This is a genomic window from Streptomyces sp. NPDC046925 (assembly GCF_040644915.1).
In the GTDB taxonomy this organism is placed as follows: Bacteria; Actinomycetota; Actinomycetes; order Streptomycetales; family Streptomycetaceae; genus Streptomyces.
In genome coordinates this window covers 710,398-731,136 of sequence record NZ_JBEYWZ010000002.1, presented here as the reverse complement: position 1 = coordinate 731,136, position 20,739 = coordinate 710,398, and the positions used below count along the sequence as shown (strand labels likewise).

At 70.9% G+C, this 20,739-nt stretch carries 20 protein-coding genes and 1 pseudogene; 8 read left to right on the top strand and 13 right to left on the bottom strand.

Translation table 11 applies throughout. The features are described from left to right. Positions 1 to 120 precede the first annotated feature (120 nt). Positions 121 to 795 carry a M15 family metallopeptidase gene (locus ABZ906_RS09670; protein WP_361379689.1) on the top strand — a complete coding sequence of 225 codons (675 nt, stop codon included), beginning with the start codon at positions 121 to 123 and terminating at the stop codon, positions 793 to 795. Here the strand turns inward: ABZ906_RS09670 and ABZ906_RS09665 are convergent, their stop codons facing one another. From ABZ906_RS09665 to ssuE, 5 genes are all read right to left on the bottom strand, one after another. Continuing rightward, positions 796 to 1,398, bottom strand: a complete 603-nt coding sequence (locus ABZ906_RS09665; RefSeq protein WP_361379686.1) for a hypothetical protein — start codon at positions 1,396 to 1,398, stop codon at positions 796 to 798. It abuts the gene before it with no gap. Between the two features lie 884 nt (positions 1,399 to 2,282). Next, the gene (locus tag ABZ906_RS09660) at positions 2,283 to 2,747 is read right to left on the bottom strand and encodes a DUF6082 family protein (RefSeq protein ID WP_361379683.1); all 465 of its coding nucleotides are present in this window, start codon (positions 2,745 to 2,747) and stop codon (positions 2,283 to 2,285) included. Between the two features lie 63 nt (positions 2,748 to 2,810). Then, positions 2,811 to 3,956 carry an LLM class flavin-dependent oxidoreductase gene (locus ABZ906_RS09655; RefSeq protein WP_361379680.1) on the bottom strand — a complete coding sequence of 382 codons (1,146 nt, stop codon included), beginning with the start codon at positions 3,954 to 3,956 and terminating at the stop codon, positions 2,811 to 2,813. Positions 3,957 to 4,025: 69 nt separating this feature from the next. Beyond that, positions 4,026 to 5,207 (bottom strand): SfnB family sulfur acquisition oxidoreductase, encoded by a 1,182-nt coding sequence (locus tag ABZ906_RS09650; RefSeq protein ID WP_361379677.1) that lies wholly within the window; start codon positions 5,205 to 5,207, stop codon positions 4,026 to 4,028. 133 nt (positions 5,208 to 5,340) lie between these two features. Next, a complete protein-coding gene (ssuE, locus tag ABZ906_RS09645; protein ID WP_361379674.1) occupies positions 5,341 to 5,895 on the bottom strand; it encodes an NADPH-dependent FMN reductase in 555 nt (184 codons plus the stop codon). Between the two features lie 558 nt (positions 5,896 to 6,453). On the opposite strand from ssuE, the gene ABZ906_RS09640 reads away from it, so the two are divergent. Further along, a complete protein-coding gene (locus ABZ906_RS09640; RefSeq protein WP_361379671.1) occupies positions 6,454 to 7,362 on the top strand; it encodes a LysR family transcriptional regulator in 909 nt (302 codons plus the stop codon). A gap of 40 nt (positions 7,363 to 7,402) precedes the next feature. Here ABZ906_RS09640 and ABZ906_RS09635 read toward each other — a convergent pair whose 3' ends face one another. From ABZ906_RS09635 to ABZ906_RS09625, 3 genes are all read right to left on the bottom strand, one after another. After that, on the bottom strand, positions 7,403 to 7,840 hold the full coding sequence (locus ABZ906_RS09635) for a glutaredoxin domain-containing protein (RefSeq protein ID WP_361379668.1): 438 nt from the start codon (positions 7,838 to 7,840) through the stop codon (positions 7,403 to 7,405). Between the two features lie 206 nt (positions 7,841 to 8,046). Then, entirely contained in the window at positions 8,047 to 8,709 is a 663-nt protein-coding gene (locus ABZ906_RS09630) for a DUF6338 family protein (RefSeq protein WP_361182627.1), read from the bottom strand. Between the two features lie 82 nt (positions 8,710 to 8,791). Continuing rightward, positions 8,792 to 9,172 (bottom strand): STAS domain-containing protein, encoded by a 381-nt coding sequence (locus ABZ906_RS09625; RefSeq protein WP_361379665.1) that lies wholly within the window; start codon positions 9,170 to 9,172, stop codon positions 8,792 to 8,794. A gap of 445 nt (positions 9,173 to 9,617) precedes the next feature. Between ABZ906_RS09625 and ABZ906_RS09620 the strand changes: the two genes are divergently transcribed. Beyond that, positions 9,618 to 10,118: a hypothetical protein gene (locus tag ABZ906_RS09620; protein ID WP_361379662.1), complete on the top strand. Its 501-nt coding sequence runs from the start codon at positions 9,618 to 9,620 to the stop codon at positions 10,116 to 10,118. 144 nt (positions 10,119 to 10,262) lie between these two features. Then, positions 10,263 to 11,006: pseudogene (locus ABZ906_RS09615) on the top strand (YhjD/YihY/BrkB family envelope integrity protein); the annotation flags it as partial. A 134-nt stretch (positions 11,007 to 11,140) separates the two neighbouring features. Here the strand turns inward: ABZ906_RS09615 and ABZ906_RS09610 are convergent. Continuing rightward, positions 11,141 to 12,568, bottom strand: a complete 1,428-nt coding sequence (locus ABZ906_RS09610; RefSeq protein WP_361379659.1) for a DUF2252 domain-containing protein — start codon at positions 12,566 to 12,568, stop codon at positions 11,141 to 11,143. A gap of 124 nt (positions 12,569 to 12,692) precedes the next feature. Here ABZ906_RS09610 and ABZ906_RS09605 point away from each other — a divergent pair, with 124 nt between their 5' ends. Beyond that, entirely contained in the window at positions 12,693 to 14,018 is a 1,326-nt protein-coding gene (locus ABZ906_RS09605; protein ID WP_361379656.1) for a diacylglycerol kinase family protein, read from the top strand. Between the two features lie 46 nt (positions 14,019 to 14,064). Here ABZ906_RS09605 and ABZ906_RS09600 read toward each other — a convergent pair whose 3' ends face one another. Beyond that, positions 14,065 to 14,526, bottom strand: coding sequence for a hypothetical protein (locus ABZ906_RS09600; protein ID WP_361379653.1), 462 nt, complete (start codon positions 14,524 to 14,526; stop codon positions 14,065 to 14,067). A 181-nt stretch (positions 14,527 to 14,707) separates the two neighbouring features. Here ABZ906_RS09600 and ABZ906_RS09595 point away from each other — a divergent pair, with 181 nt between their 5' ends. Next, entirely contained in the window at positions 14,708 to 14,977 is a 270-nt protein-coding gene (locus ABZ906_RS09595) for a hypothetical protein (RefSeq protein WP_361182616.1), read from the top strand. Positions 14,978 to 15,139: 162 nt separating this feature from the next. Then, positions 15,140 to 15,610 (top strand): LuxR C-terminal-related transcriptional regulator, encoded by a 471-nt coding sequence (locus ABZ906_RS09590; RefSeq protein ID WP_361379650.1) that lies wholly within the window; start codon positions 15,140 to 15,142, stop codon positions 15,608 to 15,610. A gap of 28 nt (positions 15,611 to 15,638) precedes the next feature. On the opposite strand, the gene ABZ906_RS09585 is transcribed toward ABZ906_RS09590, so the two are convergent. The 3 genes from ABZ906_RS09585 to ABZ906_RS09575 form a co-directional block, all read right to left on the bottom strand. Further along, entirely contained in the window at positions 15,639 to 17,945 is a 2,307-nt protein-coding gene (locus ABZ906_RS09585; protein WP_361379647.1) for a LuxR C-terminal-related transcriptional regulator, read from the bottom strand. A 163-nt stretch (positions 17,946 to 18,108) separates the two neighbouring features. After that, complete coding sequence (locus ABZ906_RS09580) at positions 18,109 to 18,594, bottom strand: DUF1269 domain-containing protein (RefSeq protein ID WP_361182610.1); 486 nt, start codon at positions 18,592 to 18,594, stop codon at positions 18,109 to 18,111. After that, positions 18,594 to 19,148, bottom strand: a complete 555-nt coding sequence (locus tag ABZ906_RS09575) for a DUF1269 domain-containing protein (protein ID WP_361379644.1) — start codon at positions 19,146 to 19,148, stop codon at positions 18,594 to 18,596. The genes ABZ906_RS09580 and ABZ906_RS09575 overlap by 1 nt, the downstream gene beginning before the upstream one ends. A gap of 135 nt (positions 19,149 to 19,283) precedes the next feature. On the opposite strand from ABZ906_RS09575, the gene ABZ906_RS09570 reads away from it, so the two are divergent. Further along, positions 19,284 to 20,726, top strand: coding sequence for a hypothetical protein (locus tag ABZ906_RS09570; protein ID WP_361379641.1), 1,443 nt, complete (start codon positions 19,284 to 19,286; stop codon positions 20,724 to 20,726). Positions 20,727 to 20,739: the final 13 nt, after the last annotated feature.

Below are 20,739 nucleotides of genomic sequence, written 5' to 3'. Positions count from 1 at the left end.
GGCCCTTGCCGGGGCACGGAGGGGACTCCGGGGGCGGGCAGGCAGCCCGCCCCCGGAGCTGTGCCCTGCGCCGTCGCCCCACCTTCGTCGCCCCGCCACCGTCGCCATGAAGGGGCAAGCATGTCGTCGATCATCCTCATGAACGATCCCAGAGTCGTCGGCATACCGGTCCACGAATGCGGTGAACCCCTCGTGGACCTGCGCGAACTGCCGTTCGTGGACGTCGACGACCGCCTCGCCGACCCCGAAGGGGCCTACGCACAGCTGAGGGAGGGCGTCGCCTGGCGCCTGGCCAGGGCGGCCCGCCTGCTCCCCGAGGGCCTGCGCCTCCTGGTCACGGAGGGATACCGCCCACTGGCGCTGCAGATCTCGTACTTCGAGGAGTACGCGGCAGAGCTGAGGAAGGCGAACCCCGACTGGTCGGAGGAGTACCTCCACCAGCAGACGAGCCGCTCCCTCTCCCCGCCCGAGGTGGGCCCGCATGTGGCCGGCGCGGCGGTCGACTTGACCCTGTGCACGGCATCCGGCACGGAACTCGACCTGGGCACCCCGGTGAACGCCAGCCCGGAGGAGAGCGAGGGCGCCTGCTACATGGACAGCACCCTGATCTCCCCGGCGGCCCGCCGAAACCGCCGCACTCTCACCGCGGCCCTGTCCACGGCCGGCCTGGTCAACTACCCCACGGAGTGGTGGCACTGGTCCTTCGGCGACCGCTACTGGGCGCTGACTACGGAGGTTGCTGAGGCTCGGTATGGGCCGATGACGTTGGACGCCCAGGAGCACGGTGATACGTGACTACCGCTGACTCCTTCGGGGATCGACCGACCTGATCCGCTCGCCGAGAGCGGGGAAGCCCACTGCCGCACCGGCCGTCGAGCGAACCGTGGCCAGACCGACGCTGTCCGTGCCGAGGGCCGCGACCACAGGGCGGGGGAGTACGTAGAACTCCCACTGGGCTGTGTCGAGCGGGTCATAGGCGGCGTGTTCACGGGCTGTCTGAACGGCGAAGACGTAGACGTTGGCGTTGTAGGTCTTCGCCTCCGCGTGACCGACATCGGGCGACCAGGTACGAGCGCGAAGCCCGCTGAACCGTATCGGGGAGGGCGCGCGCTGCTCCCACGCCTGCAAATAGGCACCGGCCTTGACCTCGATGCGGAGTCCGTCGTCAGTCTCGACGTCGTGGCTTGCCCATTCGACACGGGGCCCGGGGGAGTCGAGCGCCCGGTGCACCAGGAATTCGGCGAACAACCCACGCGTGCTGTTCATCCGGAGATCCGGCATGGCAAACCGCCAGAAGTCGACCACGCTTGCATCCGAAACGCCATCGATCGGCTCGTCGCCGCGGAGCGGGGGAGCGGGAAGCGGGGAAAGAGACGGGCGAGCAGGCTTGTTCGGCATGGGAGGGAGTGTGTCAGGCAGGCCACGTTCCGCCGCCTCCGCGATCTCCGCGACGGGGCAATGGAGGGAACCTTGGCCACGGAGCCCGCGTACGAGCAGGGACGCTCGATGTATGTCGAAGCCCTTGCCGCGCTGCGATCCCGCATGCGCGACGGGCTGCGTGCGAGTGGAGAGGGCACAGGGAACCTGAACGCCGGGAACCCCAGCTACTCGGTGAGCCTAAGGCTAGTTAGGCACATGCTTGGCAATGGAGCGTCCTACGCGGAACGGTCGCGGACTTGTCGGCGAGGCAACCCGTCAGTCGTCGCGTCCATTCCTCCACGGGTAGCCGTAGTGGTCCAACCGCTTCCGTTCGCCTATGACGAGAAGGCCCCAGAACGTACCCATCGCCAAGGCGAAGAGAACGACCTGCAGGTCTACCCTCCCTATCGTCAAAGCGCAGAGGCCACCGGAAAGGCATGCGCCGGCGAGCCCGCAGAGCACCGGATGGCGCAGGAACCGCCCGCGTGGCCGCAGGGGTGGTCGATCGCCCCCCAAGTAACGGTCCACCGCCCAGAACACCCGTCTGAGGACTCCCATTTCGCTCCCCCCGTCTTGCCGACTTTCCCTGCTGCCGCTTGAGAGATCGTAGAGGTGAGACCAGCGCAGTCACGAGCCCGGCATCGAGTGAACGAAGCCTCGGAGTCATGGGGTCACGGAACAACCCTTAATACCGGAAGCTGGCTTGAAGGACTGGGCGCGCGTTCGCCCATGCCGATGTCCCGGACGTGGCGCTCATCGATCTGGGTCCCCGCGTGCTGGACGTCGTGCGGGTCGTGCGTCGTCTCACTGATCGAAACCAGCCGCGTGTCGCACAGTGAGTGGCTGACACCGCGGTGCGGGCCCTAAGCGCTTGCGGCTATTGCGTGTTGATACCTGGCGTCCACGATGGAAACAAAGCGTTTGCTCTTGCCGGAGCTCGCCTCTTGCATCAAGTCTGTCCAGAACGCTCGGTTCTTGAGCCAATACCGCTTGCCCACCTCTCCTTTGAAGAAGATGTCGAGGGTCAGGGAGAGTTGTTCGTCGTTGAGGTCCTTCACGATGTAGCAGGAGTGCCACCAGGTGACGATCAGGTTGGTGAACATGATCTGCCTGGCCTCTTCTTGCGGGACCGTCGCGAGATCGCCGCCCCAGCAGACGCGTAATTCGGAATCCTCGATGGCCATGCCGATGAGGTCGCGATGGTAGGCCCTGACGCTCTCTTCCCTGGAAAGTCTCGTCTGTCGGGACTGATAGACGAGAGACAGCACGACGCCCAGCAGCGCGAAGATTGAGATGGTCAGCGAGACTGCAGCCACCAATTGAATCACCCCAAGAGCTGACGTCCTCCTCTCAACGTTCCATCTCCCGACTCGGCCCGCCAGGTGCGAGCCCTACGAAGCGAACGGCACCGCTGCCGGTGTCTCGTCCAGGGATGATGGCGCCGGGTGGTGCCAGAGGCCCCGCGCTGACAGTTGTGGGAGTACGCCCTCGCCGAACCAGTACGCCTCCTCCACGTGCGGGTAGCCGGAGAGTACGAACTCGTCTATTCCCAGGGCGTGATACTCCGCGATGCGGTCGGCTATCTCTGTGTGGGAGCCGACCAGGGCCGTGCCCGCGCCGCCGCGGAGGAGGCCGATGCCGGCCCAGAGGTTCGGGTAGATCTCCAGGCGGTCCGTGGAGCCGCCGTGCAGGGCCAGCATGCGCTTCTGGCCCTCCGAGCCGGAGCGGGCCAGACCCTGCTGGACCTCGTTGATCAGAGCTGGGTCCGTGCCGGAGAGGAGTCGGTTTGCCTGGGCCCAGGCCTCCTCGGACGTGTCCCTGGCGATCACGTGCAGGCGGATGCCGAAGCGGACCTCCCGGCCCTCCGCCTTCGCCAGGGTGCGGATCCAGCCGATCTTCTCCGCCACCTGCGCGGGCGGTTCGCCCCAGGTCAGGTACACGTCGCTGTGGCGGGCCGCCACCGGGCCCGCCGCCTTCGACGAGCCGCCGAAGTAGACCGGGGGCACCGGGTTCGGGAGGCGGGTGAGGCGCGCCTGCTCTACGCGCTCGTGTGCGCCCCTGAAGTCGACTGTTTCGCCGCGCCACAGGGCGCGGACGACGTGCAGGAACTCGTCGCAGCGGGCGTAGCGCTCGTCCTTGCCCAGGAAATCTCCGTACGCGCGCTGTTCGTGGTCCTCGCCGCCCGTGACGACGTTGAGGAGCAGGCGCCCGGATGAGTGCCGTTGGTACGTCGCCGCCATCTGGGCGGCAAGGGTTGGCGTGACCAGGCCGGGGCGGAATGCCACCAGGAATTTCAGACGCTCGGTTGACTCGACCAGCATCGCCGTCGTCAGCCAGGCGTCCTCGCACCACGCGCCGGTGGGCGTGAGCGCTCCCTCAAAGCCCAGTTGCTCCGCCGTGCGCGCCACTTGGGTGAGGTACGCGAGCGATGCGGGGCGGTCACCACCTGCGGCGCCGGTGGGTACGCCGTGGCCGCCGCCGACTATGTGGCGGCTGTCGCCGTTGGTGGGCAGAAACCAGTGGAAGGTCAGGGGCATGGGATGAGGTGTCCTCTGTGCGGGTGCGTGGGTGTGCTGGGGGGGAGAGATACGGACTTGGGGTCGGGGTCAGACCAGGCCGTTGCGTGGCGGCGGGGTGTCGTTGAGCTCCCAGTTGCCCAGGTAGCGCAGCTTGAGGCGGCGCGGGTCGTGCAGGGTGTGGGTGCGGGCGTTGCGCCAGTGGCGGTGCAGATTGAGGTCGTGATCCGCCGAGCGGGTGCCGATGAGTTCGAAGATGCCGCTGGAGACCGCCAGGGCCACCGCGTCGGAGTGCGCGCGGGAGGCAGCCACCGCGGCCGATGCCTCAGCGGCGCTCTGCGCGGTCAGTTCGGTGCGGGCGGCATCCAGGGCGTCGCCCGCGTCGCGCAGCAGGGCGCGTGCGGAGCGCACCTTCAGGGCCAGTTCGCCGAAGCCGTCGATGACGGCGCCCTCGTCCGCGGCACGTTCCACGCCCGCCTCCAGGCGGGGGCGGGCCAGCTCGTGGATGAGGCGCTTGCCCTCGCGCAGGGTGCCGACGGCGATGCCGGTGTCGATCGCGGCGTGCAGATACTGGCCGAAGGCGCCGAACACCTCGTCCTTCTCGAAGATCGAGTACACCGGAACGATGTGCTCGGCGGGTACCCGCACCTGATCGAAGCGGACTGTCCCGCTGCCGGTGGTGCGCTGCCCCATGCCGTTCCAGTCGTCCTCGACATGCACGCCGGGATGGTCGGCGGGCACCCAGGCCGCGTGGGTGCGGCCCTGCTCGTCGTTGGCGTAGACCGGGATCCAGTGCGCGAACAGCGAACCGGTCGCGTAGTACTTGGTGCCGTGCAGGACCCGGCCGCCGTCCGGGTGCGGTGCGAAGCCGATGGCGAATTCACGGGCCGTACGGGTGTTCCGTTCGGAGAGCGCGTTGCCGAAGTGCCGCCCGGCGAGGATCTCGCGGTAGAAGAACGCGCGCTGCTCCTCGGTGCCGGCGTGGGCCAGGACGTTGACGAAGGCGTAGTGGTTCTGCGGGATCTGGCCGATGCTCGCGTCCCCGGCCGTCAGCTCGGTGAACACCTCGCCGAGGCTGCGGGCGCGGAGTCCGGGGCCGCCGTGCGAGCCGGGGACGGAGAGGGTGAAGAGCCCCGCTTCGGTGAGGTTTCGTACCTCGTCGTACGGGAGTACGCGCTCGGCGTCGCGGCGCGCGTCGTCGGCAGCCAGACGCTCGGCCACCTCGCGGGCGACCGCGATGGCCTCCGCGTCGGAGGCGGGGATGCGGGGCATGGGGGCGGGCCTTTCGGATGCGGGGAGGGGCACGTACGGAGGCGCGGTGCTCGCGGAGGGGTGGCGCGCCGCTCCCGGTCCGGAGCCCGGCAAGAGGCACACGGACCGGAGCGGAAGGGAAAGCCGATTACCCCTAAGCCGCCGCGAGCCGCGACGGCTCCGTGAGCACCTCGCGGAAGCGGTCCACGACGGGAGCCAGACCCGCGTCCGCGTCCGGTGTGAGGCCGACGCTCCCGTCGTCGGAGACCGTGATGTGGCGGTCCAGGACGAACCAGCCCTGGGCGACCTCGGCGCCGAGCGACGTGAGGACGGGACGCAGGGCGTAGTCGACGGCGAGTACGTGGGCCGGGGAGCCGCCGGTCGCCAGCGGCAGGACGGGCTTGCCGCGCAGCGCGAACTGCGGAAGGAGGTCGAGGAAGGTCTTGAGGACGCCCGAGTACGCGGCCTTGTAGACGGGCGTGCCGACCACGAGCGCGTCGGCGCTCTCGACCAGGGCGACGGCTTCGGCGACAGCGGGGTGCGCGGTGTCGGCGGACAGCAGCGCTTCGGCGGGCAGGGTGCGGACGTCCAGCGTCCGCACCCGGTGCCCTTGCGCGGCAAGGTCACGGCCCAGGTGCTGTACGAGACGCGCGGTGCGCGAGGAGCCGGGGGCGGAGGCGCTGCCGGTGAGCGTGAGAACGGTGGCCATGGCGGAAGCCCTTCGGGTACGCGGCCACAAAGGGCCGGTGAAACGAGGCAGGGGAGAGGGGGGAGGAGAGGGCGGAGAAGAGAGACGGGAGAGGGGAGAGGGGAGAGGGGGACGAGCGGGCAGGCGACAGGCCTGCCGACGCGCTCAACCGTGAGATCAGCCGCGAGATCGCCCCTGGGTTCACCCGCGAGCCCACCCGCGATACGCGCGGCGCTGCTCGATCCGCGCGGCGGGGTGACCCGTCAGGTATCCGCCCGATTCAGGCATCCACCCGAGCCGTCAACAGGCCCGGCCAAGAAGGGAGTTCACGCGAACGCGAGTAGGCGAACTACCCGGCGGATGCTCGGAGACGCCTCGGAGGCAGAGCTCAGACGCAGCGGCGACAGCGGGCACTGCACACCCGCGCGAGGTCGACGTACCGTCGCCGCGTGAGGTGGGGCCGCACTGCATTCATGCCCCCGATTCAAGCAGCTGTCCCCGTCGGACGTCGAGTCGGTAATGACTAAGCCCTGATAGGGTTTCCCTCCCACGACGGGGGCTGGGTGAGAGGCGCGCGCGATGCGGACAGAGCAGCTGGAGTACATCGAGGCCGTCACCAGGCTCGGCTCTCTGCGTCGCGCCGCGGGCGAACTTCACCTCTCACAGCCCGCGTTGAGCGAGACCGTGCGGAACCTGGAGCGGGAGCTCGGCGTCTCGCTCCTGGACCGGCACCGCTCCGGGGCGAAGGTCAGCGACGAGGGCCGTGAGCTTCTGCCGCACATCATCGGCGTACTGGAATCGGTGGACCGGCTGCGCAGGGCCGCGCACGACCAGCACCAGTCGAGCCGCGTGGTGCGCGTCGGCACGGTGAACGCGGCCACGGCCCCGCTCCTGGTCCCCGCCGTGCGCGCCTTCCGCGAGACGCATCCGGCGACGCAGGTGGAGATGGTCGGCTCGCAGCAGGACGACATCCACCGGGGTCTGCGCGAGGGCCGTTTCGACCTGGGCCTCGTCAACTACCTGGACGGCGACGACACCCCGCCGGACTTCGACACCACCGAGCTGCTGCGCGGCAGGCCCGTCGTCTGCCTGCACCCGGACAGCCCGCTGGCCAGGATCGGCGCCGTGTCGCCCCCCGACCTGGAGACGGAGCCGTTCATCGCGATGCGCGCCGGCTATGTGATGCACCGCTACGCACACCGCCTGCTCGGCGGCTCCCCGCCCTCCTTCGCGTACTCCACGGACGGCGCCGAACTGGGAAAGCTCATGGTGGCCGAAGGCCTCGGCGCCGCGCTCCTGCCCGACTTCAGTGTCGTGGGCGACCCCTTGGAGCGGGCCGGAATGATCACGCACCGGCCGCTCACCGACGAGACCACCCGCGTCCTGGTCGTCCTCCAGCGCCGCCGCAGCGATTCCTTCCCGCGCGCCGTACGCGAGCTGTACGCCGCGTTCGTGAACAGGGCGACGGAGCTCCGGGAACGCCCCTGAGCCGCCGCAGACAAGCCGTGTCCCCTCCTCCGGCCTCCGGCTACGCGGAGGAAGCGAGCTGTTCGCGCACCCAGGCGGGATCAGGATTGACGTGTGGCGTGCCCGCCACGAGGATGGTCGGAACGGTCTCGTTGCCGTCGTTGGCCGACCTCACCACTGCCGCGCCTGCCGGGTCGCGCCAGATGTTGACCCAGTGCAACTGGCGGGCGCGGGAGCCCAGTCGGATGCGCAGGCGCACGCAGAACGTGCAGCCCGGCCGCCAGAAGACGATCGGGCGGCCGTCGGCCGCGCTGCGGCGCTCGGCCTCCTGCGCGCCGATCGAGCGCGGGAAGATCAGGGGCGAGGTCGCGGCCGCGAGCAGCACGAACAGCAGCAGGAGTACCACGGCCGCGACGGGGTTTCCCCTGAACAGCTGCCCGACGGCAATGACTGAGCCGCAGAGCAGGAGAATCGCGGGCAAGATCCATACGCGCATCATGGTGATGCAGGTTAGCGGGTCAGGGCGCGGCGGGCGCGGGGTCTTCGGGGTCCGTACGACGCACTTCTGGGCTTGGAGGCGACGCACCCGCGGGGCCTCGCGGTGGCTCCGGCGGCTCGTCGGGGTCGTTCGCCTCCCCTTGGGGCTGATAGCCGCGAGGCTCGCCGGGTCGGGCGAGGAAGTCTCTTTCCCACGGCGTCAGTTCGTCATCCGGCGCTGTCATTGCGGTTCCCTTCCGGGGCGTTGACCAGTTCCACGAGGTCGAGATCGGCCATGCGGAGGTAGATCCCGTCCGTGGACTCCACCCGTGGTCCGAAGGAGCCGTCCGCGCCCATCCGGTACGACACCTGAAGGTACAGGTCCGCTTCCTGCGGATAGCCCGAAGCGTACGACCGGGTGCCGAACCAACCCCCGACCCAGGTCCCGTCCTTGAGCCGCGCCCGCACGAAGCGTGCTCCGCTGTCGGCGCGGGTACCGAAGGCGTAGTCCCAGGCCGAAGGGACCGGCCGGTAGACGGAACGGGCACGGCGCCGCTCACTGTAGGAGACGCCCGCGGCGGCCGCCGCGGGCACGCCGAGGAAGAGCAGCATCGCCCACAGGCCGATCGTCCTCGGATGCTCGGCTGCCAGCGCGCTCACCCCGGAGCGCTCCGCCTTGCGCCACGCCTCGACGAGAACGGGCCCCGCGGCAACGGCGTACACCCCGTTCAGGGCGACGCTCGCCGTGATCGCGCGGAGTATGCGCTCCGGGAGCTGGGCCTCCCCGGCGACCGGGCCTCGCCAGCGCTCGCGCAGGAACTGATAGGTCAGCCCCGGCAGGAGAAGCAGTACGAGGGCCACGAGCTGGCCGATCGTGGACGGGGGCTGCATGCCTCTCCTCTCGGGTGGTCCGGCGATCCGGATGATCCGTCAGGAGAGCATTCCAGATGCCGGGTTCCGGGCGGTGAGGCGGTCAGCCCGCCTGCTCGATGGTGCCGGACCGGTCAAGGGCTTCCTTGAGGCTCGACACGGGGGCGAAGCCGGGGAAGAGGCCGGTCACCCGCAGGATGTGCAGGGTCAGCCGGTGATCGCAGACCAGTTGCAGCTCCCCGCTGTGCTCCAGGATGCGTCGCCGGGCCCGGCACAGCAGGCGCAGGCCCGAGCAGTCGAAGAACTCGATATGGCTGAGGTCGATGATCACTGAGAGCGCGGGATGTGCCGTGTGGGCGTCCAGGGCCTGGGCCATGTCGAGGGCGGCGTTGACGTCGATCTCGCCGTGGAACTCCAGGACCAGGTGACCCTGAGTGCGGTATGGGTGCAGATGCCCGGTGGTGGGCGGGGCGCCGTCGATCATGATGGCATCCTCGGTGTGGACGAGGCCTGACTGTGCCGAGAGGGAGTAGGTCAAGCTCACCGGGGTCTTGGGTGATCATGCGCGGCGAATCGGAGGATCACGGCACAAGTCGAGTACCCGGCCGTGGCAACGGTCCGCACAGCCCTCATCCGCCCTGGTGGGGGCAGGCAAGCGAGGGGGTTCAATAATGGACCCATCGGGCCCTGTTGGACACTCTTCTGAGCAACTCGGTTTTATTTCGGTTGAATTGGCGACACGTGGGGATTGGCGCCAAGCGGACTGGACCGTGCAGGTGAGGCGCCGTAACGTCGATGGCACGCCCCGGACCTCGGCGTCTTCGGTGTACGCGCACCAGCCCCGGGTGAACCACCCGCCCCCGGCGGTGTGCATGGTGTTCCCTCTGTTTCCACGGCGTACGGAGGCGTCGATGGGACGGACCGTGCGTATGACGAGGCTGCCCCGCATTGCCCCGCAGGACCCGGAATCTCCCGGGACCGCCGGGCGGGACGGGCACATGACGGCCCTGGCGCTGGAAGCCGGGCGCGCGGGGGACTCCGTGGACGTCCTGGGAGAAGTGGCCCTGGCGGTGCTCACGGCATCCGGCGCATCGCGACCGCTGGCCCACCGGATGAGCGACGCGGCCAGCGTCGCCGCGCACTACGTGATCACGCACAGCAGCGCGCCGCGCATCCGGCTGCTGATCAGCGTGCACGAGGAGCGGATCACGCTGGCGGTGACCGACTACGACGGGAAGAGTCCCCGGCCGCCCGCCTGGCTGCCGGTGTCACGCCACGACACCCTCGAACTGGCGGGCCTGTGCCCCGGCGTCGACCCCTTGCAGGCCTCCCCGGACGCGGCGGACGGCCTGCAACTGCACCGCACCCCGGACGGCCACATGCGCCTGGCCCTCTGTGCCACCTGGCGGTCGGCTCCCGCGCCACCGTGATCCCGGGGCCGCCGCGGGCGGTCACGGCACAACTGATCCGGAGCGGTCGGCGGCGTACGTCACCCGGAGCGGGCGACGTGCCGCGAGGCGGCGGACCGGAGGGTGTCCGGCAGGGGTGAGCTCCTGCCACGAGAGGACACCGTCATGCGGATCGCCTTCGCGGCCCTGCCGCTGACGGGGCGCGTCATCCAGCAGCTCGTGCGCGTCACCATCCTCGACATGTCGACACGTCTGGCGGCGCAGGCGTTCCTGGCCGCGCTGCCGATGCTCATCGCGGTGGCCTCGTTCAGTCCGCACGCCGTCCGGCAGGAACTGATGCGCTCGCTGCGCACCATGCTCGGGTCCGGTGGCCCAGTGGTGGCGCGGGCCGAGGTGGTCTCCGTGGGAGGGGACACCGCGCTGCACAACTGGGGCGTGGTGAGCGTACTGGTCGCGCTGGTGTCCGCCACGGCCTTCACCCGCGCCCTGCAACGCATGTGCGAACGCTCCTGGGACCTGCCCCGCGCCGGCGTGCGGCTCGTGGCCTGGCGCTGGGCCGTGTGGCTCCTGGTGTGGATCGCGATGCTCATCGTGCAGGGCGCGCTGCACCGGGCGTTCGGCGCGGGGCCCGTCCTGGGGGTTCTCCTGCAGTCGCTGGCCGCCACCTTGATGTGGTGGTGGACCCAGCACCTGCTGCTCGCGGGCCGGGTGCCCTGGCTGCCGCTGCTGCCGGGCGCGGTCCTCGCGGGGGTGGGAGGCGCCGCGTTCAGCGCCGCCTCGGGGCTGTGGCTGCCGCGTGCGCTGCGGATGAGCGAGCAGCGCTACGGGGCGCTCGGCTCGGTGTTCACCGTGCTGTCCTGGCTGATCCTTTACTTCACCACCATCGTGTTCGGCATCGCCGTCGGCCGGATACTGGCCCAGGAAGAGTTCTTGCGGCACTGGCTCGGCGAGCCGGCACCTCAGCCCGCCGACAAGCGGCCCGCGCCTCGCCCCACCGACGGGCCGCCCGCACCTGACGACGCCGACCGGCCGCCCGCGCCTGACTACGCCGAGGGGCCGCTCGCGTCCGACTCCGACGTCGCGGTCACCCGGCCCTCGCGCACCGCGGCGGCCAGCGCCCGGTGGTCGCGCTCGTTCTGGTCGGCGTACGACTCCGCGAACCGTGCCAGGGCCCGGTCGAAGGAGTCGGAGCCGCCCAGATAGGCGGCGATGGCGATCCGGTCGCCGGAACGCGCATGCGCGCGGGCCAGGGTCGCCCCGCACATCCGGCCGAACAGCCGCATCTCGTCCGGGGTCATCAGCTCGGCCTGGGGGATGGCCTTCCAGTCCCGCAACTGCCTTACGTAGAAGTCGCGTTCGCTGCCATCGAGTCCTTCGACCCGCTCCCAGCCCAGGAACATGTCGCTGGTCGCCTGCATCAGACGCTGTCCGGCGACGACCCGTTCCCCCTGGTTGGGCAGGCTGCTGGCGCCCGCGAACTCCGCGAGGACCGACGCCGACGCCTCCTTGGCCTGCAAAAGCAGCGGGTCGCCGTCGTCACGCCCGAGCAGCAGGACGATCCAGCAACGGGTGCCCACGCTGCCGACGCCGACCACCTTCCGGGCCATGTCGACCACCCGGTACTGGGCTAGCAGCGCCCGGCGGTCGGCGGGGAGCGTCAGCGCGTACCGCTCGATCAGCTCCCGCAGTTGGTGCTCGAGCTCCTTGCGCTCGACGCCCGGCGCGAGATCGCCGAGCGGTGTGATCAGGGGCGGGTCGGGTGTGATGCGCAACTGCCCGTCGACCACCCGGGCCAGCTTCTCCAGCGCCTGGATGTGGTCGCGGGTGCGGGCCTTGCTGAGCGCGCGGGAGACCCTGCGCCGCGCTCGCGTGCCCAGCTTGGCGGACATCCTGGCGTACAGCTCCTCCGCGTCGATCCGCGAGTACCACACGTCCAGCGTCCGCATTCGGGCGAACGCACTCATCGACTCCCGGTACGCGCGCACCGTCGCACGCACCACACGGGCCCGCTCCGACGTCTTGAAGCCGTTGTCGCGCCCCGCGATGACGAGGCTGACCACAAGGCGTTTGACGTCCCACTCCCACGGCCCGGGAAGCGTCTCGTCGAAGTCGTTGACGTCGAACATCAGATGCCGCTCCGGTGAGGCGAGCAGCCGGAAGTTCAGCATGTGCGCGTCGCCGCACAGTTGGGCCCGCAGACCGCTGGACGGGGTGGCGGCCAGGTCGGTGGCCATGATGGCGGCCGCTCCCCGGAAGAACCGGAACGGCGACTCCAGCATGCGGCCGTAGCGGATCGGCACGAGCTCCGGGAGCCTGCTCGCCGACTGCCGCTCGATCACGTCGACCGGGTCGGGGCGGCCCGGCGCGGGCGCGAACTCGGCGTGCTCGGATCGCCGGGCGCGGGACCGGCCGGCCTTTCCCAGGGCCGCCCGCTCCCGCGGGGTCAGGTGATGGTGCGTGGTCTCGGTCATGGCGCGCTCCCTCCAGGCGCTGAGGACTCTGGGCGATGCGGGGCCGCCCTGCGTCACCCCGGCGGTGTGAGGTCGCCTCTCAGGGGTGAGGCCGGGGCGTGCTCCGTGGCCGCACACTGGCGGCATGGAACCGTCGATGCACGGCATGGAACCGTCGACGCGGGGACAGCGGTGGTTGGCCCGCGCGTCCCTGGCGTCCGCCGCCGCCGCGGTCCTGGTGCTCGGCGTGTTCGCCGGGTTCAAGACCTTCGCGCTGCTCGGCGTGGGGTTCGCGGGCCTGGCGATCACGGCCGCCGCGGTCTGGTGGATCCTCAGCAGGCGGGGCCTGCCGCGGATCCTGGCGGTGCTGCTCGCCCTCGCCGCGCCGATCTGGGTGGTCACGGAGTACACGCGGGCCCGGCTCACCTGGGTGGTCCTGGTGTCCGGTGCGCTGTGGCTCCTTGCCGCGGGCGCGGGCCGTGCGGCGCTGGCCCGGCACAAGGCGCCGGAGCCGATGCCCGAGCAGCCGGCCGGGAAGTTCCGCCGCCCGGTGCTGATCATGAATCCGCGCTCCGGCGGCGGCAAGGTGCACCGGTTCCAACTGCGCGAGACGGCCAACGCGCTGGGAGCGGAAGTGGTGCTCCTGGAGGGCCCCGGCGAGACCGATGTGGCGGCCCTTGCCCACAAGTGCGCGGCCGGGGGCGCCGATCTGCTGGGGGTCGCGGGCGGTGACGGAACCCAGGCCCTGGTCGCCGAGGTCGCCGCCGCCCTCGACCTGCCCTTCCTGGTCATCCCCGCGGGCACCCGCAACCACTTCGCCCTGGATCTGGGCCTGGACCGCGACGACCCCTCGACGGCCCTGAGCGCGCTGCACGACGGCGTGGAACTGCGGGTGGACCTGGGCCGGGCCGGCGGGCGGCCCTTCGTCAACAACGTGTCGTTCGGGGCGTACGCCGAGGTGGTGCAGAGCCCGGCCTACCGGGACGACAAGACGCGCACCACCCTCAAACTCCTGCCCGACCTTCTCCTGGGGCAGCAGGGGGCCCGCCTCACGGCGCGTGCCGGGGAGCATGAATTCTCCGAACCGCAGGCCCTGCTGGTGAGCAACAACCCCTACGGCACCAAGGACATCGCCGGGCTCGGGCGCCGGACGCGGCTCGACGGCGGGGTGCTCGGCTGTGTCGGCGTGCGGGTCACCAGTGCCGCGCAGGCCGCGGGGCTGCTGCGCGGAGGGCAGGCCACCGGGCTCGACCGGGCCACGGCATCCTCCGTGGTCGTCGACGCCGATCAGGAGGATATCCCGGCCGGCATCGACGGCGAGGCGGTGCACCTGAGCGTGCCCGTGCACTGCGAGGTGCGGCCACGAGCCCTGCGGGTGATCGTCCCCCGAAAGCGGCCGGGGGCCTACCGGGAGCGGCCGCGCCTCGACTGGAGGCTGATCGGCAGGCTCGGGCTGACGTCCGGGCGCTGAAGACGCCCTGGATGCCGGGACGCCGCGGACGCACAGAGGACGCCGCCTAGAGCGGCGCCCCGTAGACCTTGTGCGCCTGACGCGGGCCGTACACCGTCAGCGACCAGATCACCAGGACGTCCAGGGCGATGATGATGGCCGACCACACCGGGTGGTAGGGCGTGAAGAAGAAGTTCTCGAACGCGCTGAGCGCGGCCACGATGATACCGACGGTACGGGCCCAGGTACGGCCGTTGAACAGCTGGAAAGCCGCCGCGACGATGATGACGCCGGAGATCATCTGGATCCAGCCGCGGACGTTGGCGTCGAAGTCGAAGGGATAGTCGTTCTGTGCCTGGTAGTAGTTGTCGCCGAGGACCGCGGAGAGTCCCGCGATCGCGTGGAACGTGCCGATGATGCCCAGCACGCACACGGCGAAGACGACGCCGCCGACGGCGACCGGATTGACGCGGGGCTGCGGTTCGGGGGCATCGGAACGCGCCTGGCCCCGGGACATCTGCTCTGCCATGTCGCACCTCCTCCTGGATGAGTCCGGAGCATCCGCCCGGCGCCGCCCGGCCGGTTCACCCGCAACGGATGAGCCACCGGGCCCGGCCGGGGGCGCCGTCACCCGCGCAAGGTGATGCCGTCGGCCACTCCGCCAGGAGAATGACGGCCGATGGCCGAGCCGTCGTACAGGAGGTGTCGCCATGGGCGGGGCACAGGAGGACTCGGGGCCCGGGCCGGTCGGGACTCCACCCGGCGGCGCCGACTTCGAGATCCGCGTCCGGGGCAGGATCGGTGAGGCTTTCCGGTCGGCGTTCGGCGAGATGACCGTCGTGCTGCGCCCGGCGGAAACGGTGCTGGTGGGCGCGGGACTCGACCAGGCCGCGCTGTACGGGATCCTCGACCGCATCCAGGCGCTCGGCCTCGAACTCCTCGAAGTGCGCAGGCTGCCCGGCGCCGGCGCCGGTGCCTAGACCGGGGCAGCGACCCTGCGGGCGGGGAGCGCCGGACCCCGGGGGAAAGGGCCGACCGCCCTCTGTCGCAGCCGTGCAAAAGGGCCGACCGTCCTCTTCCGCAGCCGTGCCCGCCACCCCACGGTGTAGGGGTATTGCCCTGCACAAGGGGAGGTGAGGGGCATGTCTGTGGCGCTGTGCGCGGAGCCGCGAAAGAACGGCTCCGGGGGAGTGGCGGACGGAGTCTCCGTCCTGCACGGACGGTTGCATGTGCTCAGCCGAGAGGAGCAGGCGGCCGACACGACCGTGACGACGTGTCTGGTGTGGGTGGCGGGCACGCTGGTGCGGATCGCGGGCGGCATGGGCGATGTACGCAGCGCGGGGGCGCTGGTGGGCGAGGCCGCCGCCGTGCTGGCCTCCGTGCCCGCGCGGCCGGAGCGGTCCGTACGGCAGCCGCCCGGGCAGCCGTTGACGCAGTGCCAGCTGGCGGTGCTGCGCCGACTGGAACAGGACGTGCCGCTACGTCAGATAGCCGACGGTCTGTACGTGTCGGTGAACACGGTCAAGAGCCATGTGCGCGAGGTGTACCGGAAGCTGGGCGTGTCCTCCAGGGCCGAGGCGGTGCGGCGCGGCCGCGCGCTGGGGCTCTGTTAGGGCCGCACCGTCACCCGTCCGGTTCCCGCTAGAGGATCTGCAGTTCGCGGGCTCGCCTGACCGCGGCCGAGCGCCGGGTCACGGCGAGCTTGCGGTAGACGCTCTTGAGATGGGTCTTCACCGTGTTCACCGAGAGGTAGAGCTCCTCGGCGATCTCCTCGGTGGTCATCATCTGTGCCAGCCGGTCCAGGACGTCCCGCTCCCGCGCGCTGAGCCGCTCGGTGGGCGCCGGCGGGGCGGTGACGAGGGCGAGGGCGGGTTGTGCGCCCGGCTGCCGCGGCAGGGCGGTGACGGTGACGCGCTGCCGGGCGGAGTCGAGCAGCGAGGCGCACGCGGGCATCACGGCGCGCAGCACGGGACGGGGCAGCCGGGACGCGGCCACCACGTCACCGATGATCGGCACGGGCGCCGAACCGCTCCGTTCCACCGCCGTGGCAAGACCCGCCACGAGGGACCCTGTCTCGGAGAGAAACGCGTCCGGCAGACCGCTCAACGCGGCCCGGAGGCCCGTGAGTTCGCGCTGGGCGCGACCGGGTTCGCCGCGCGCGAGTTCGACCCATGCGCGGACGAGATGCAGGGCCGCCTGGGAGCGCTCCGCCACGGTCCATGCGGGCAGCGGCGGCTGGGTGGCCTGGGCGGCGAGTTCGTCGGCGGCCCGGAAACGACCGCGCAGGGCGTCGAGAAGTGCGAGCTCGATCAGACAGTCCCTGCGCAGCGCGCCGTTCCCGGCCGCCCCCGCGGCCTTGAGCCCGCCGGTCAGGGACGCCTCCGCGGCTTTGAGCCGGCCCTCCCGCAACTCGCCGCCGCCGCGGATCGCCAGGGTGAGGGCAAGGATCTCGGGGTGCTGGGCCAGGGCCGTGTGGGGCAGCTGCGCGAGGGCGGACTCCGCGTCTGCGGCGGCGGCGCGGGCCTCGTGGGGGGCTCCGGAGCGCGCCTGGTCCATGCGGATCACGGCGTGGGCCAGGCGGCAACGGGCCACGCGGTCCTCTTCCGCCGACAGGTCGGCCAGCAGCTTCTCGGACAGGTCGAGATGACGGACGCACAACTGGTCGTCGTCGTGCACGCGGGCGACCGCCGCGGCGAGCAGGGCGGGTTCGGGGTCCTTCGCCGGGAGTTGTTCGGGCGGCTGCCGGGTCAGGTCGTTCGGCAGCCGCAGCCTGGTGAGGCCGAGCACCTGGCCGATCGCGAGCTGGTCCACGATCAGCCGGCCCGCCTGGTCCCGGTCGCCCGCGGCGAGCAGGTGCCGTACGGCGTCGGCAAGGAGACCGTGCTCGCCGAGCCAGGCCGCCGCGCGGCGGTGCAGCGGTGCGACCAGGGCGGGCGTCTCGTGGCGCAGGCACATCCGCAGCACGTCGGCGAACATCTGGTGGCAGCGGTACCAGCCCTGGCCGACGGGTTGCAGGAACGAGTTCTCCCGGACGAGGGAGGCGAAGTGCCGGCCCGCGTCCTCGCCGGAGAGCTCGACGGCCAGCTCGGCGTTCATGTGGTCGAGGACGCTCGTCGTGAGCAGCAGCCGGCGCATACCGTCGGGTTGCAGGTCCAGCACCTCCTCGACGAGGTAGCTGGCGATGGCCTCGTCGTCACCGGCGAACTGCGCCACGAACCGCTCGGGATCGCTCTGCTTCTCCATGGACATCGCCGCCAGGCGCAGCCCCGCCGCCCAGCCGTCCGTGCGCCGCCGCAGCGTGCTCACCGTCTGCTTGGGCACGTCGATGCCGTGCTGGGCAAGGAGCGCGGTCGTCTCCCGGTCGTCGAAGGCGAGGTCGTCGGTGCGCAGCTCGGTCACCTCGCTGGTGAGCCGGCCGCGGTGCAGATGCAGGGGAGGGTCCCGGCGGGCGAGCACGACCAGGCGCAGCACTCCGGGAAGGTGCCGCAGGAGGCTGCTGACCCCTTCGGCGATGGGCGAGCCGGGAGCGGGCTGGAAGTCGTCGAGGACGAGGACCACCGGCTCCCCGTGCTTGTTGAGATCGGCGGCGAGCGCCGCCACGAGCAGCGGTTCGGCCTCCGGGGTGAGGGATTCGGGCAGGTCGACGCCGGCCTCGCGCAGCGCGCCGATCACACGCGGCCAGAAGACGCCGGACTGCTCGGCCCGGCCGTCGCAGGTGACCCAGGCGAGCGGGCCCGGCAGGCGCCGGGTGTGCGCCCACTCCAGGGCGAGAGCCGTCTTGCCCGCGCCCACGGGACCCACGATCACGGTCAAGGGCCCGAGGACGCCTCTCGCGAGACGGTCGGTCAGGCGGGGCCGGGGTACGAGCCAGCTGGGCACTGCGGGCGCTGTTCCGGCGGACGCCCGGTCGGGGCCGGTGTCCGGTGCAGGGCTTGAGCACTCGGCCATGGGGCGGCACCTCGCTCTCGGAGCAAAGTGTGGCGGCTGCGGCAAGTATGGGGTCGACGGGACGGTGGGAGCGCACAGCAAGCGCCATCTCACCCGGATGAAATTCCGGTGTGAGACGGCGCCCGCCGCGGCGGCCCGATCCGGAGTGCCGGGCCGCTTTGGGTCACTTCTCCCGAAGGGCCTCGATCAGTTCCTCTTCGCGGTCCTTGGTGAGCGAGGTGCGGATCACGGTGGGGTTGAAGGGACGTACCGCGTCACGTACGCGGTCGGGTGTCGAGCGCCGCACGAGAGCGAAGAGCGCCGCGCGCCCCGGCTCCAGGGTGCTCGCGGTCTCCTTGACGAAGGCGTCGTTGATGCCGATGTCGGAGAGCTTTCCGGCGATGGCACCGGTGGCGGCGCCCACCGCGGCACCGAACACCGGCATCAGGAAGAGCAGTCCGAACAGCGAGCCCCACAGGGCACCGCCGGCCGCGCCGGTGGCCGTGGTGTTGAACGTCTGGTGCACATGGAGCTTGCCGTCCATGGTCCGCCAGGCGATCGCCGCGTCCTCCAGGTCGAGCAGTTCCTGGCGGGACAGTTCCTTGGCGAGCCGCAGAACACCCTCCGCCTTCTCCTTGTCCGAAAATCCGAGTACGACCAGGTCGGCCATCAGGTCCTCCTCCGGTGATTGGGGGTCGTCGGGCCCGGCCGGTCTTCTGCCGTGACCGGATCACCCAACTTCTCTGCCATCGCCGTCAGTTCGGCGATGACGGGGGCTATTGCCTCTTCGGTGAGGAAGCCCTCGGCGACAGGGACGGCACCGGCGTCACGGAGGGCCTTGCGCAGGTACTTGGCCCACACGTGTTCCAGCAGGATGAAGGCCGCCGCGGCCCCCGGGTCCAGGGAGTCGGCCATCTCCCTGATCTCGTCCAGGGTCAGGCCGAAGGCGTTGCCCTCGGCCAGGCTCGGGTCCAATGCCTCCGCCGCCCGCAACTGCTCGCCCGAGATGCCGAGCAGCGCGGCGACCGTCTCGCCCATGCCCTCCGCCTGGAAGTCCAGGGCGAACAGATTCCCGCTGGGCTCCTTGCGTACGAAGAGCATGTCGAGGACGCGGATCTGGCCGTTCGCCTCGAGGATCGACAGTTCCTCGATGATCCGTCCCTCGAACTTGGCGTCGGGTCCGAACTCGACCGTCAGGAGTTGTACCGGTCCGATCCCAGCCATCGTGTCTCCTCTCGGGAAAGTGCCGCCGTCACGGCCGTCATCACAGCGTCGGCAACCGGTGCGGCGCGTCACCCGCCGCAGGTGAGGGAACCGGGCGCGGTCGCGGTGACGGTGGTGGGCGGAGGTGCGACGCCCATGAGCCATCAAGAGACACCGGACGGGGATGCCGCCGGACCCGCCCCGGACAGCGCCACCGAGGCCGAGCTGGAGCGCCTGCGCGCGGAGGTCGGCGAGCTGCGTGACCGGGCCGGGACGGAGCGGCGGCGCCGGGCACGGCTGCTGTCCGTGCGGCGGGTCGTGGCGGCCGTACTGATCGCGCTGGTCGCCGTTCTTGCGACCACGTCGATCGTGGGGGTGTGGGGAGCGCGCACCACGCTCAACACGGATCGCTGGATCGCCGCGGTGGGGCCCCTGCCCGAGGACCCCGACGTGAACGCCGCTGTCTCCACCTATCTGGCGCGCGAGATCTTCGATCAGCTGGACGTCGAGCAGCGGCTGTCCGAGACGCTGCCGCCGCGCGCGTCCTTCCTCGCGGCGCCGGTCACGGGAGCCGTCCACGACTATGTGCGGGACTCGATCTCCAAGCTCATCGCCAACGACCGGTTCCAGGAACTGTGGCGTGCGACGAACCGCCGCGCCCACGCGCGGATCATCGACGTGCTGGAGAAACGCAACGAGAACGTGAAGGTGAGCGGTGACACGGTCACCCTGAACCTGCTGCCCGTGGTCAACAACGTGCTGCGGTCCCTCGAGGACCAACTGCCCACCCTGTTCGGCAAGAAGCTCGATCTGCCGGCCCTGTCCTCCGGCGAGCTCCCGCCGGGCCTGCACGAACGCATCGAGAAGGCGCTCGGGGTGTCGCTGCCCGAGAACTTCGCGCAGATCCGTCTCTACAACCGCCACGAGCTCGGTCAGCTGCAGGACATCGTCCTCATGGCCAAGCGTGCCGTGGTGGGCCTGGTGATCGCTGTGCCGGTGCTGCTCGGACTCGCCCTGTGGATCTCGCCCCAGCGGCGACGCACCCTCCTCCAGCTCGGTCTGTGGCTGGTGGTGACCGTCACGGTCCTCTCCACCGTGCTGCGGGCGGTGCGGGACCAACTGCTCGGCCAGGTGCCGTCGGGCGTCTACCGCGACGGCGCACGCGCGGCGATGTGGACCGTGTTCGAGACCCTGCGCGAGCGGGGCGACCAGCTGCTGTGGCTGGGCGTCGGCATCGCCGTCCTGGCCTATCTGGTGGGTCCGGGACGCCTGCCGAGGGCGCTGCGCCGGTACGTGGCGCAGGGCGCGCGGGCCACCGGCCATGTCCTGGCCAAGGCCGGTGACCGGGTGGAGGGCTCGCGGGTGCGGCCGTGGCTGGCACAGCACGCCGACGTGCTGCGGGTGGCGGGCGTCGTCGTCGCGGCTCTGATCGCGCTGCTGCTCTCGTCATGGACCGCCCTCTTCGTGGTCGGCGGGCTGCTGGCCGCGTACGAGATCGGGCTCACCCTCGTGACCCGCGCCGAAGGCTCCCCGGAAGGCTCACCCACCGAAGGTGAGGCGGGCCGGGAGGCCCCCGCCAAGACTGGCGCACCCGGTTGACCGACGCAGGGAG